This is a genomic window from Candidatus Leptofilum sp. (assembly GCF_965223285.1).
Taxonomy (GTDB): Bacteria; Chloroflexota; Anaerolineae; order Promineifilales; family Promineifilaceae; genus Leptofilum.
Window position 1 is genome coordinate 5,813,340 of record NZ_OZ244997.1, and the last position, 14,477, is coordinate 5,827,816.

Here is a 14,477-nt window from a genome sequence, read left to right on the forward strand (position 1 = left end):
GCGCAATCTTTGCAATTCCAAAATCCGGTGGAGCCACAATTGAATATTTTCCAGTTTAGCCAGGATTGGTAGTAACGACAGGGCAACCATTTACGCCTTGCGTCTTGGTCCGAGAAATAAGGTATGGAAGTCGTGAAACGATCAACAGTGTGGCAAACGCTTATTTTGTTCTTGGCAATTCTTTTTGTGCTATCGGTTTCCTCAGTGGCGGCAAGTGGGGATGGCACGACCGTTTTCACCGTCAACACCACCGCCGACGAAGATGATGGCACGTGCAGTCACTCCCATTGCTCCTTGCGGGAAGCGATTCAAGCGGCCAATGCTTTGGCTGAAGGCACGAACATCTTTATCCAGTTCCGCGTGGGGAATCTGAATCCGGTCATCATTAGCCCCACATCCCCGCTACCTCCAATTACTAACTCCCTTTTGCTAAAAACCAATGCCACCAACAGTATTGATGTTATCCTGAATGGCAGTGAAGCTGGCGAAAGTAACGGCCTTGTGCTGCAAGGGGACGAAATCACTGTCTGGAATTTAACCATCCAAAATTTTGCTGGGAATGGCATTCTCATCAATGGCGATGACAATACCTTGTCTGGCGTAATCATTACTGGCAACAGCGGCGATGGGGTGCAGGTGACCGAAGGCAGTGGCAACATCATCAGCCAAGCAAGCATTGCTGGCAATGGGGGTGAAGGGATTGATTTGGACGGCGATGGCCAAACCCCCAACGATTTGGGTGATGGGGATGTGGGAGCAAACGGCCGTCAAAATACCCCCACCCTCATCCGCGCTGTCCCCACCGCTGGCACTCTAGACATTGAAGGGATTCTCAACAGCCAGCCCAACAGCAGCTACACCGTTGATCTGTACGCTAGCGAAAGCTGCCACGACAGCGGCTTTGGCGACGGCGAAACCTGGCTGGGCAGCACTGAGCTGGTGACCGATGCGGCAGGGAACGGGAGCTTTAATACGGCCGTTTCTACCAATCTCACCAGCGGCAGCATTACCGCCTTGGCCACAGGCAGCGACGGCACCTCCGAATTTAGCCGCTGCATTCAGGTAGGCCTGGGCAACGACGCTTGGCCTCGCGCCTTGCATCTGGAATTAACGCCAGACAGCGTCTCCCCCAACGTACAAACCGCCAAAATCAGCCAGCGGCTCGATCTGGTGGGGCAATCCCGCTGGTACAAGTTCACCGTTGAGCCCAGCAGCCAGCTCATCATTACGCTCACTGACTTGCCCGCCAACTACGACCTCACTGTCTATAAAGACATCGCCGCCGAGTGGGAATCGCTCCTGACGCTAGATGAAACCGAAGATTTAATTTCGCTCACGGCCGAATTTGCCCCAGACGCATTTAGTCCGGACGCCTTTTCACCGGATGCATTCAGCCCGGACGCCTTTTCACCAGACGCGTTCAGCCCGGATGCATTCTCTCCAGACGCCTTTAGCCCTGACGCTTTCTCACCGGATGCGTTTAGCCCTGACGCTTTCTCGCCGGATGCGTTTAGCCCCGATGCCTTCTCGCCGGATGCGTTTAGCCCCGACGCCTTCTCACCAGATGCGTTCAGCCCGGACGCCTTCTCGCCCGACGCTTTTAGCCCAGATGCGTTCAGCCCGGATGCTTTTTCTAGTGCCCAAATGCGTAGCCTGATTGCCGTTTCCGCCTTCAACGGCACCGCTGGTGAGGGTGTGCAGCTCAACACCTGGGAAAACAGCGGCGACTTTTACATTCGCGTGCGCGGCCGCAACGGTGTGTTTGACCCCAACAGCGACTTCACGCTCAACATCATACAAACGGCCGGTGGCTGTGGTGAAGTGACCACTGCCTTGCCGGCCAGCACGCACACGGCCGTTGCCAACAACTACAGCACCATCATTTTGGTAGACAGCGGCCGTATGACAGGTGACCTCGCCACCATGCAGGGACGGCTGGCCGACTTTGCCGCCCGCCCCGAAGTCAACGGTGTCATTGTCGATGTTAGCGGCGATGCGCGTGTAGCGGGTGCAAACATTCAGGCAGACACTTACACCGCCTGCCCCTTCGCCAAAAATCTGGTTGCTTATTCGATCAAAGAGATTGTGGACAGCTACCGCGAACTCAATCCGCTGGAATATGTCGTCATCATTGGCAACGATGACGTAATCCCTTTCTTCCGCCATCCGGACCAGGCACTGCTGGCTAACGAGCGCAACTACGTGCCGCCCGTTTTGGACGACACCGCCTCCCAGGCCAGCTTGCGGCTGGGCTACGTGCTGGGGCAAGATCGCTACGGCACGATGCTGGAGCTTTCTAGCAAGAGCGACACGCTGCCCATTCCCCAACTGGCCGTTGGCCGACTGGTAGAAACGCCAGAGCAGGTGGTGACGATGCTGGACGCCTACCTAAGCACCCTCGATGGCGTGGTGGACACGCCAGATTCCGCCCTGGTGACGGGCTACGATTTCCTGGAAGATGCCGCCAACGCCATCACTTCTGAATTGAGCGATGGCTTGGGCAGCAGCGCGACGACGCTCATCACACCGCGCGATATTGCTCCAACCGATCCCGCCTCCTGGACGGCCGATGATCTGCGCGATTTGCTGCTCAACAATCGGTACGACATTAGCTTTTTGGCAGGCCACTTTAGCGCCAGCAGTGCCTTGGCCGCTGATTACAGCACCCGCCTGCTGGCGGCCGAGCTGGCTGTCTCCAGCGTGGACATGACCAACGCGCTCGTCTTTAGCGCAGGCTGTCACTCTGGCTACAACATTGTGAACGCGCACGGTGTACCCGGCGTCACCGCCGAGCCAGATTGGGGGCAGGCCTTTGCTAGCAAGGGCACAACCCTCATCGCCGGAACCGGCTACCAATACGGCGATACAGATTTTATCGAGTACAGCGAGCGGCTTTACCTGGCTTTCAGCGAAGAGCTGCGGGCAGGGACTGGTCCGGTTGCCATTGGGCAGGCGTTGGTAGCTGCCAAGCAAACCTATCTGGCCGAGACGCAGGAGTTACGGCCGTTGCACGAAAAATCACTCATCCAATCCACCCTGTTTGGCTTGCCCATGCTCAAAATTGATATGCCTGCGGGTCGTGGGGGCGTCTCTGATGGCCCATCGGTGGTCAGCAGCACCACAGGCTTCGGCAGCAATCCCGGCCAAATGCTAGGTCTCACCTACGCCGATTTGACCGTTACGCCAGATTTGACCCTGGTGAACCAAGAGCTAGACATTGTTGGCGAAGATGAAACAAGCACCGTAACCGCCAATTATCTCTCTGGTAGCGACGGCGTGATTGTGAACCCGGCGGAGCCTGTGCTGCCATTAGAATCGCTCAACGTGAGCGTAACGGACACCGTGCTGCGCGGCGTCGGCTTCCGGGGTGGTAGCTTTACCGACCTAACGGGCATTTTGCCGCTGACGGGTGCAGCCACCACCGAAATTCGTGGGGTGCATCCGCCATTTGTGAGCAATGTGTTCTACCCCATGCAGCCGTATCAGGTGAACTACTTTGATCAGTTAGTGGCAGGTTTAGATGGGGCCGTGCAGCTAAATGTGACCCTGGCGCAGTTCATGTCGAACAATGCGGGTTCGCTCTACGGCACGCTGCGCCAGTTCGATTCGCTAGACTTCCGCCTGTACTACAGCGACTATATCGTGCAATCCCCGGTGACGGGCAATGTGCCCGCGCTGGCTGCCTCACCTGCCATTGCCCAGGTGATGGCCTTCCCCGGTGACGACAGCGTCACCTTCCAGGCGCGGGTCACTGGCGATCCGGCAGCGGGCATCCAGGAAGTGTGGGTGACGTACACGGGCAGTGGGCCATTTGCTGGCCTGTGGCAATCCATTGACCTCATTCAAAATGAAAATGACAGCACCTTGTGGTCTGCCACCTTGCCGCTGAACGGCATCCCAGCCAACAAAGTGCAGTTTATTGTGCAGGCGGCTAACGGCGTTGGCTTAGTGGGCGCAGCCACCAATTTAGGTGCGTTTTACAGTGGAGCTGGCACTGCGGAAGGAGATTTGGTTGAAACGGCCGTTTCCCTCCAATCTCCACCCACAACAGGCACCTACGGCACCGAAATTAGCGTCACCGCTTTGCTTACCGCCGACGGCGAGCCGCTGGCTAACCAGTTCCTCAGCTTCCGCGTAGGTGCCCAAACTCGCACGGTAGCCACGGATGCGTCTGGTGCGGCGACGGCCAATTTGGCCTTGCTTGGCTTGCCGGGCGCAACCAACCTCACCGTCACTTACGGCGGCGATCTGACTTACCAAGCGTCGTTTGATACGGTGCCGTTCACGCTTGAAAAACAGGCTACGACCCTCACGCTAGACCCCGTTGGCGCGGAGATGGTTGAAGGTGGCACTGCCGGGATGATGGCGACCCTGACCGATGTGTTGGGACGGCCGTTTGGCGAGAAAACCGTCTTCTTTGTCATCACTGGCGACAATGGCAGCTACGCCGAGGCGATCATCACTGATTTTGCGGGACGGGCGGTTTTGACGGCCGTACCCCTGCCCGTGGGTGAGTACACCGTAGACGTTTACTTTGGCGGCACAATACCCTTACCGTCTGGCAATCTGACGCTGGATGATTTGCGCTACTTGCCCGCCACGGCTAGCGGCACGCTCACCATCACCCAACCGGTGGTTGGGCAAACGCTTTACCTCAGTACGCCAGACGGCGGCGAGGTGGCTGGCATCACCTATAGTGGCGAGGATGTGCTAGGTTACGATCTGGACAGCGGCGACTGGTCGTTGCTGTTCGACGGCTCGGACGTGGGCTTGGCAGGGCAAGATGTGGCCGCTTTTGCCTGGTTGCCAGACGGCAGCTTGCTCATCGTTGTAGCCGATGACATCTACCTGCCAGAGCTGGATATTCCGGCCTTCCAGGGCAAGAATGTAGATAATTCTGACATTTTGCGCTTTGAACCCACTTCTTTGGGTGAAAATACGGCCGGTAGCTGGTCGCTTTATTTTGATGGCTCGGATGTAGACCTGAAAACGCCACAAGAGGCGATTCGAGGACTGACGGTGTTGGGGGACGGCCGTATTATCCTCAGTACAAAAGGCCCAATCAAAGTAGGCAACCTGAACGCCAAGAGTCGTGATCTCGTTATCTTCACGCCAGAGAGCCTGGGTGAAGAAACAGCCGGAAACTGGGAACTATTCTTTGATGGCTCTGATTTTGACTTCCTCAGCAGCAGTAAGGATAGTATCGAAGGGGTGCATCTGGACGAAGAGACGGGTGCGCTTTACCTAGTGACCAGCACGGCCGATAGGCAAATTCTGGTCTGTACGCCAGACGAGCCGGGCGACTTTTCTGAATGCAGCTTTGACCTGTTTTGGGAAAGCGGTGCCAACGGCTTGCCCAGCGACACGCTAGACGCCATCGCCATTCGCTAAACATTTTGGTAGGGGCAGACCCCCGTGTCTGCCCAGCAAGGGCAGGCACGGAGACCTGCCCCTACAAATGCATGATTGTTCTAACCCCAGTTTTCTTTTGGGGTCTACGAACGAGTTGTCACACTATTTCACGCAAAGACGCAAAGTTTTTTCCTTTGCGCCTTAGCGTCTTTGCGTGTGTTAATCAAATTGCCTGACAAGTTGTTCTTGCACTTTTTCTTTTGTTTGCCCCTGCACAAAGTAGCATCTCTCGTATAATAGAGCCGACAACCTTCAACGAGCCCAAACATTTTCAGGAGAGCTAGATTTTCAAATGGAACGGCCGATTTCCTATATTCCTATGGATAGACGACAGGCACTGTATCGTGGTGAAAAATTGCCCGATCCGGCTCGCGGTGCCGCCTTATTTACTGATGTTTCTGGCTTTACCCCGCTCACCGAGCGTCTGGTGCATGATCTTGGCCCACAGCGTGGCGCCGAAGAGGTTACGCATCACTTAAACCGGGTGTACGATGGCTTGGTGGATGAGCTGCACCGCTACGGGGGCAGCGTCATTAGCTTTAGCGGGGATGCCATAACCTGCTGGTTTGAAGGGGACAACGGCTTCCGAGCCACCTCCTGCGCCCTGGCGATGCAGGCGGTGATGGAACAGATTCAAACGGTGCAAATTCCCTCGGGTGAGATTACATTGGCGATGAAAACGGCCGTTGTCACCGGCAGTGCGCGTCGTTTTCTCATTGGCAACCACAGGGTGCAGCTTATTGATGTGCTGGCTGGTAAAACGCTGGATCGCTTGGTGGAAGCAGAGCACGAGGCCGAGAAGGGGGAAATCATCCTGGATGAAGCGACGATTCAGCAGCTTGGGCCGCGTGTACACATAAAAAGCTGGCGGCAAAGCCCAATGACAGGCGTGCGTCTTGGCGTGGTTGAGAATTTAGAAAATATGAGTGTTCCCGCCTACTGGCCTAATATTCCTCAGGATGCTCTGGACGAAGCCATCACCCGCCGCTGGCTGCTACCCCCGGTTTACAAGCGGCTGGTTGAGGGCGGCGGGGAATTTTTAGCCGAACTGCGCCCTGCCGTGGCGCTGTTTGTCAACTTTTCTGGCATTGATTACGACGATGACGATGAGGCAGAGGCCAAGCTAGACACGTTCATCCAAAACGTGCAGGAGATTTTGTCGCGCTACGACAGCAATTTGCTCCAGCTAACCATCGGGGACAAGGGCAGTACGCTTTACGCTGCTTTTGGTGCACCGTTTGCCCATGAAGATGATGCCATCCGCGCCATTTCTGCGGGCTTGGAACTGCAAGAGCTAGCGAACCGCTTGCCATACATTTCACCGCTGCAAATTGGTATTTGTCAGGGGCGAATGCGGACGGGGGCGTATGGCGGCACGATGCGCCGCACCTATGGCGTGTTGGGGGATGCGGTGAATACGGCCGCACGCCTGATGCAAGCGGCCGTTCCTGGGCAAATTTTGGTCACAGCCGAAACTGTAGAACAAGCTGGGGATCGTTTTGTTTGGGAATTGCTACCGACCGTTCGGGTGAAGGGCAAGGCTGAACCGCTGAGCGTGTTTGCGGTGGCACAGCGAGAAGCGGAGCCGACCATTCGTCTGCAAGAGCCGCAATATGCCCTGCCGATGGTGGGGCGCGCTGCCGAGCAGTCATTAATTCAGGAAAAGATGATGGCGGCCAAAGCGGGGCAAGGCCAGATTGTTTCTATTAGCGGCGAAGCAGGTATTGGTAAATCTCGCCTGGTGGCACAAATTATTGGGCTGGCCAGCGAGCAGCAATTTTTGGGATTTGGTGGCGAGTGCCAATCGTTTGGTACCAACACCAGCTATCTGGTTTGGCAGCGCATTTGGCAAGATTTTTTTGGTTTGACGCCCGACATGACGGTGGAGCAGCAAATTGCCAAAGTGGCGGAAAGAATTCAGCAAATCAACCCGGCTTTGCTGCCGCGAATGCCGCTGTTGAGTGCGGTACTGCGTTTGGCGATCCCAGATAACGAACTCACCCAATCGTTTGATGCCCAACTGCGGAAGGTGTCACTGGAGTCCTTGTTGGTAGAATGTTTGCGGGCGCGGGCGAAGGAAACGGCCGTATTCCTGGTGCTGGAAGATTGCCACTGGCTTGATCCGCTCTCGCTTGAACTGTTGGAAGCCATTGCCCGCGCCACTGCCGACCGGCCCATTTTGATTGTTTTGGCGGTGCGCGCGCCCGTCATGGGTCGCATCCAGTCGGCACCTTTCCGGCAGTTGCCCAACTTTACTGAACTCAAGCTAAATGAATTTACGCCGGAAGAGGCAGAGCATTTGATGGCGCTCAAAGTGGAGCAGCTCACCCGCGCCAAAATCAAAATTCCGCGCTTGCTGCGTGAAAAAATTACAGAGCGGGCGGCGGGGAATCCGTTCTACATTGAGGAGTTGCTCAACTATTTGCAAAGTCAATCAGCCATCGCGCCTCAAACGCTGCAAGATTTGGATTTGCCCACCAGCTTGCACAGCCTCATCCTCAGCCGCATTGATCAACTCACCGAAAGCCAGAGAAACACGATCAAGGTGGCCAGCGTCATTGGCAGGCTGTTCCGGGCGGCCATGTTGTGGGGAGCGTATCCGCCGCTGGGTGGGCCACAGCAGGTAAAATCTGATCTGGAAGCGTTGGATCAGATGGATCTCACGCCGCAGGATACACCAGAACCCGAACTCACCTATCTGTTTAAAAATGTGGTGACGCAGGAGGTAGCTTACGAAAGTTTGCCATTTGCCACCCGCGCCATGTTGCATGATCTCATCGGGCAATATATTGAAACGCAGGATGCCCCTACCTTGCAGCAATATGTAGGTTTGTTGGCGTACCATTACGGCCGTTCCGATAACGATGCCAAAAAGCGCGAATATCTGCTCAAGGCGGGTGAAGCGGCGCAGGCAGAGTACGCCAACGAAGCCGCCATCGAATATTTTCAGCGGGTCCTGCCGCTGCTGCCAGAGCCGGAACGTGCGGCCGTTATGCGTAAATTGGGCAGCGTGCTGGAACTGGTGGGGCAGTGGGACGAAGCCAGCGATCTGTACAATCAGGGGTTGCAGTTGGCGCAATTGCACAGCAACCAGCAAGAAGTGGCGTGGTGCCGGGCAGCGCAAGCAGAGCTTTTGCGTAAGCGCGGCCGTTTTGAAGAAGCGTCTGAACATTTGGAAGCAGCGCGGCTCACGTTTGAGCAGCTAGAAGATGAGGAAGGCGTGGCGCAAGCATATCACTCAGCGGGGACGCTGGCGGCGCAGCAGGGAGCGTATGAGAAGGCACGCACTTTGTACGAGGAGAGCCTGGCGCTGCGGCGCGATCTGGGACAGCCAGGGTTCATTGCGGCCTTGCTAAGTAATTTGGCGATCATTGCCCGCTTTCAGGGGAATCTCACGGCTTCGCGGCGGCTGAATGAAGAGGCTTTGGAGATTCGGCGGCAGGTGGGCGATCGGCGCACCATTGCCAATTCGCTGAACAATTTGGGCAACGTGGTGCGCAATTTGGGCGATTTGGCACAGGCGCGCAGCCATCTGGAAGAGGCACTGCAGCTACAGCGTGAGGTGGGCGACCGCTGGGCAATTGCTAATTCGCTGAACAATTTGGGCAACGTGGTGCGTGACCAATCTGATTTTGCGGCGGCGCGGCAGTTTTACGTGGAGAGCCTGACAATCAACCATGAATTTGGGGATGGGCGAGCCATTGCCTACGTGCTGGAAGATATGGCGGCGTTGGCGGCGGCGCAAAACGAGGCAAGCCGGGCGTTGCAGCTCGTTGGGGCAGCACAGTGGCTGCGGCAGGAGATTGGCAGTCCGCTTTCCGCTGTGGAGCAGTCGCAGTTGGACGGCCGTTTGACCAATGTCACCACCCACGAAAATGCCGAAACCTACCTGGAACAGGGCCGCCACCGCAGCCTCACCGCAGCCATCGAATTTGCATTGAATTGATTTTTGGCCACAGAGAACACAGAGGAAAAAGAGAACCTCTCTTAAATCTCTGTGGCCTCTGTGGCAAATTTCTTACGGAAAAAACATGAGTGAAGAGCAACAATTTTATGTGCCGCCGGGTGGGCCACCAAGGGTAAACGCGCCCAGCCCTGAAATTTATGCGGTAATGGGTGAAAAGAATATCTTTGCGATGCTGGCTGACTTTTACGCCCAGCTAGAGACGTCTAGCATTCGCGGTATGTTTCCGCGTGATATGCTGCGTGCCTCGCGCAAGTCGGCCGCATTTTTTGTGGGCTTGCTGGGTGGACCACCGCTTTATCACCAAAAATATGGTAGCCCCATGATGCGGGCGCGACACATGCCGTTTCCCATCGACGAGGTGGCACGGCAGGTTTGGCTGGACTGTTTTGAGGCGGTGTTGGCGGATGCGCCAGAAAAATACAGCTTTCCGCCGGAACATTTGCCGCAGTTTCGCCAATTTCTGGTTGCGTTTTCTGGCTGGATGGTGAACAAGGCCTAATTAATAAATCCACAGATTTCGCAGATTTGCGCAGATTTTAATAGCTTTCCGTGCAACTTTGTGTCTCCTCTGTGCAACTCTGTGTTCCTTTTTTCATAGGAGTGGGAACGATTAAAAAAAAGTACGATCTATTTAGCCCCACTTTCAAAGCCAATCCGTTCCCCACGTTTGCCCAGATGCGGCAAGGTGACCCGATTTATGCGCATCATTCCCCGAACGGCGGCACGATTTGGTACATTACTCGGTTTGCGGAGGTTACGGCCGTTCTCAAAGACAACGACCATTTCGTGAAAGATTTCCGCAACACGCTGCCGCCAGGTGCCAAGCAGCCTCGCAAATCCTCGATGCACCGCCTCATCAATGAAAATATGCTCTTTGCCGATCCGCCAGACCATACGCGGCTGCGGGCGTTGGTGAACCAGGCGTTCACGCCGCGCCGCGTGGAGCAGCTGGCTCCGCGCGTCCAGCAAATCACGGATGCGCTGCTAGACGGCATTGCGGCAGCGGGGCAGGCAGACCTCATCGCCGATTTTGCCCTGCCGATGCCGGTGCGCATTATTGCCGAATTGCTGGGCATTCCGGCGGAGGATCAGGCGGAGGTGGCGGATTGGTCACAGGCGATTATTTCGCCGGGGAGCCGCAATTTGAACTACAGTGCGCGCAAAAAAAAGGTGCGCGCTTTTGTGGCCTATTTGCAGGAGATGTTTGCCCTGCGCCAAAAAAATCCGCAGGATGATTTGATTACGGCGTTGGTGCAGGCAGAAGAGGCGGGCGAGCGGCTGAACGAGGCGGAGCTTTCCAGCATGGTGGCGTTGCTGCTGGTGACGGGGCATGAGACGACGGTGAATCTGCTGGGGAATGGAGCCTTGGCGTTGCTGACGCATCCGGAGCAGTTGGCGATTTTGCGGGAGAATGGGGGGTGGGAAACGGCCGTTGAGGAACTGCTACGGTTCGATGGGCCAGTAGAAACCTCCACGACGCGCTGGGTGCGGGAGGATTTTACGTTTGAGGGGCATCAGATGCGGCGCGGCGACGTGGTGCGGGTGGTGCTGGCTTCTGCCAACCGAGATGGTTGCCACTTTGCCCAGCCGAATGCGCTAGACGTGACCCGCCGCGACAACCGTCACCTGGCGTTTGGTATGGGGATTCATTACTGTTTGGGTGCGCCGCTGGCTCGCCTGGAGGGGCAAATTGGGCTACAAACCTTGTTTGATCGCTTCCCCAAGTTAAAACTGGCCGTGCCTACTGTGCAGCTAGAATGGCGCTCTGGTGTGTTGTTCCGGGGTTTAAAAGCATTGCCTATAGTATTTGGTTAAAAGATTGCTTGTGCGCTGAGAAACGGCCGTATGCTGCTAGATAAATTGTGTTACAATTTCTCCAAATTTTTCAAGTTGAAGGCTTTGCAGGAGGGGGTGCAGTGCTTCAAAAAGATCAATTTCTTGCGATAAGTTTCGTGCTTTTATTTTCGTTTTTCTTTGCAGCTTGTTCTGGAAAATCTTCTTCATTTCCTGTCGAGTCAACATCTTCCCCTTCAACCCCAGATGATTCATCTATCTCAGCTAACGATATGGTGACAGCAACTTCAACCTTAGCAATTGCGTTACCTACACCCACTCAGACGCCAATCAAAACCGCACAGGTTTTAACCCTTGCACCATCTCCTGCACCAGTTGATGCCACACCAATCGCAACTGGACAACCAGCAGCCACACCGGGTACAGGGACTCCGTTCGAACCACACACAATAACGGGGATTCATCTTTCTTTGCAGGTGTGTCAGGAAACCCTGAATTTTATTTTGTACTGTACTGATTTTGATAAAAGCGTGGTGCCTTTTATTGTTTCACAGCTCGAAACTGATTATGAGCGGATAACTTCACATTTGCAGCATCAACCCTCAGAAAAAATCATTGTGGAAATCTATCCGAATCTTCAATCGTATCATGAGTCTATAGGACTCCGGCAAGGTTCTGACTGGTTAGTTGGTGGTGCCTGGTCCGGGATGATGGGGCTTGTTACGCCGCTTAACCCAGGTCCAGCCCATACATTCGACACAATCATGGGAATAGCTACACATGAATTAGTCCATCTGATTGTTGATGAAATGAGTGATGCTGAAATCCCTGTTTGGTTGAATGAGGGAATTGCTACATACGAAAGTGGTCAACGCCAGACTAATTTTATCATTACTTCGATTGAGAGTGGCCTTCCAGCTATCGGCGACCTCGATTTTTCTTCGGGAATAGAATCAAGTGTCATCTACGCATTTTCTTACACGATTGTTGAATTTATTGTGCAAGAATTTGGTTACGACACTTTGATCGAATTAGTTAAATTGGGTGGCGGTTTTGAGGAATCTTTAGGCATATCGGAAAGTGAGTTTGAAAACGCATGGCACCAGTTTTTGATGGCCGAATATGGGTCATCTTCAAACAATTGAGCATGTGAATCATGAAAGAACTTGCGGCTCTACTTTGAAAGATTCCTCACTGCGTTCGGAAGGGCAAATCGAACAATCCTTTTTTCCAGAGTGAGATGGCAAGTTGGGAGCAGGTTAATGTGAGAAAACTGCCGTATAATCACATTTCGATATTTTGAAGAAAAGTGAGCATCTTTGTGGAACAGACACCCTCTCAAAAAACATCCTCAGAACAAGTCAATGATAAGCAGGATACGGCCGTTCCCGACACCTTCAACACCGGCCAAATTTTCACCATTGCGGGCGGGCATTTTGTGCATGACACGTACAGTGCCTTCATTGCGCCGCTGCTGCCGCTGCTGCAAGAGCGGCTGGCCACCAATTACACGCTCACCGGCAGTCTGGCCATTTTCACCCAACTTCCCAGCTTGCTAAATCCGCTCATCGGCTACCTGGCAGACCGGGTGAGCCTGCGTTATTTCATCATCTTGGCACCGGGCATCACGGCCACGTTGATGAGCAGCCTGGGTATTGTGAATAATTACTTTGTGGTGGCGATGCTGCTGCTGGCGGGCGGGGTGAGCATTGCTGCTTTCCACGCCCCGGCTCCGGCGATGATTGGCCGCATGGCGGGCAGGCGTGTGGGCACGGGGATGAGCATCTTCATGGCCAGCGGCGAGCTGGGGCGCACCTTTGGCCCGATTTTGGCCGTAGCGGGGGTAGGCTGGTTTGGTTTGGAGGGGATGTGGCGGCTGATGTTTGTGGGGTGGGCGGTAACGGCCGTTCTCTACTACCGTTTGCATGAAGTCTCTGCCAAAACACGCACCAAGCCGGCTGGATTGGCCGAAGCCTGGCCGCAAATCCGCCGCGTCTTCCCCGCGCTGGGCTGGATCATGCTGGCGCGGGCGGGTTTATTGACTTCGCTGACAACCTACTTGCCACTCTACATGGAGGATGAGGTTGAAGTGAGCCTCTGGTTGGCTGCTGCTGCGCTTTCCATTTTGGAAGGGGCTGGCGTGGCCGGAGCTTTGCTCTCCGGCACGGCCAGCGACCGATTTGGGCGACGGCTGGTTTTGGGGGGCTTGTTTTTCATTTCCCCACTGCTGGCGTTGGCTTTTGTCTATTATCCTGGCTGGCTGGCGATACCGCTGCTCATCACCCTGGGGTTGACGGCCATTTCGCCCACGCCAGTGATGCTGGCGGTGGTACAGGATTCTTTCCCTAAGCATCGGGCGTTGGCCAACGGTATTTACATTGGCCTCAACTTTTTGGTGCGCGGCTTGGGCATCTGGCTGGTTGGGGTGTTGGCCGACCGCTTTGGGCTGACGCAGGCGTTTGTCATCGGGGCGGTGGCCGCCTTTTTGACGTTGCCGGGCGTGTGGTTTTTGCCAAAGCGAACGGCCGTGGTGAATAAGTAGCAACGAATTAACGCAAATTAACACGAAAATTAGCGTCAATTCGCGCTAATTTGGTGCAAGTATTGGAGAATGTAAATGCCACGATTAACAAAAATTTATACCCGCAGCGGGGATGAGGGGATGACCTCGCTGGGGAGCAAAACGCGCGTTCCCAAAGAATCATTGCGCGTGTCGGCGTATGGCACGGTGGATGAGCTAAATTCGGTGCTGGGCGTGGCTGTGGCGCATGGCTTGGTGCCGCGGCTGGCCGAGATTGTGCCCATCATTCAGAATGAGTTGTTCCATTTAGGCTCTGATTTATGCTTTACCGAGCAAGACAAAGAAGCGTATCAGATTCCGCAGATGGAAGCGCGGCATGTGACCCAATTGGAAGCGTGGATTGATGAGCTAACGGCCGTTACCGGATCGCTAGAAAATTTCATCTTGCCTGGGGGAACGATAGGTGCGGCCCAGCTGCATGTGGCCCGCACCGCCTGCCGCCGCGCCGAGCGGTTGGTGATTGCTCTCTCACGCGAGGAAGAGGTAGGTGAATTTGTTATTCCTTACCTAAACCGGCTGTCAGACGCGCTGTTTGTAATGGCTCGGTATGAAAACAAAGAGCGGGACGTGACCGAACCTCTGTGGAATAGTCGATTGTAGGGTTGCTGCGTGTGCAGGTTTGCCTATTTTTAGGTAAACTTCGGCACAAATTTTTGGTAATCGGCAAGCAATTTTTAGTACCGAGTTCATAATCTTTTTGCCGATTGCCTCGTTATTTTTGAG

General features: G+C 54.9%; 7 protein-coding genes. All 7 read left to right on the forward strand.

Features of this window, described 5'->3' with window-relative positions:
• The first annotated feature begins 132 nt into the window (after nt 1-132).
• A complete protein-coding gene (locus tag ACOQPU_RS26060) occupies nt 133-5,391 on the forward strand; it encodes a CSLREA domain-containing protein (RefSeq protein ID WP_420642747.1) in 5,259 nt (1,752 codons plus the stop codon).
• Between the two features lie 313 nt (nt 5,392-5,704).
• Nucleotides 5,705-9,358: a tetratricopeptide repeat protein gene (locus tag ACOQPU_RS26065; RefSeq protein ID WP_420642748.1), complete on the forward strand. Its 3,654-nt coding sequence runs from the start codon at nt 5,705-5,707 to the stop codon at nt 9,356-9,358.
• Between the two features lie 85 nt (nt 9,359-9,443).
• Nucleotides 9,444-9,878 carry a hypothetical protein gene (locus ACOQPU_RS26070; protein WP_420642749.1) on the forward strand — a complete coding sequence of 145 codons (435 nt, stop codon included), beginning with the start codon at nt 9,444-9,446 and terminating at the stop codon, nt 9,876-9,878.
• 101 nt (nt 9,879-9,979) lie between these two features.
• A complete protein-coding gene (locus ACOQPU_RS26075; protein WP_420642750.1) occupies nt 9,980-11,194 on the forward strand; it encodes a cytochrome P450 family protein in 1,215 nt (404 codons plus the stop codon).
• A gap of 101 nt (nt 11,195-11,295) precedes the next feature.
• Nucleotides 11,296-12,318: a peptidase MA family metallohydrolase gene (locus ACOQPU_RS26080; RefSeq protein WP_420642751.1), complete on the forward strand. Its 1,023-nt coding sequence runs from the start codon at nt 11,296-11,298 to the stop codon at nt 12,316-12,318.
• Nucleotides 12,319-12,494: 176 nt separating this feature from the next.
• Nucleotides 12,495-13,715 carry an MFS transporter gene (locus tag ACOQPU_RS26085; protein ID WP_420642752.1) on the forward strand — a complete coding sequence of 407 codons (1,221 nt, stop codon included), beginning with the start codon at nt 12,495-12,497 and terminating at the stop codon, nt 13,713-13,715.
• A 75-nt stretch (nt 13,716-13,790) separates the two neighbouring features.
• Complete coding sequence (locus tag ACOQPU_RS26090; protein ID WP_420642753.1) at nt 13,791-14,354, forward strand: cob(I)yrinic acid a,c-diamide adenosyltransferase; 564 nt, start codon at nt 13,791-13,793, stop codon at nt 14,352-14,354.
• Nucleotides 14,355-14,477 lie beyond the last annotated feature (123 nt).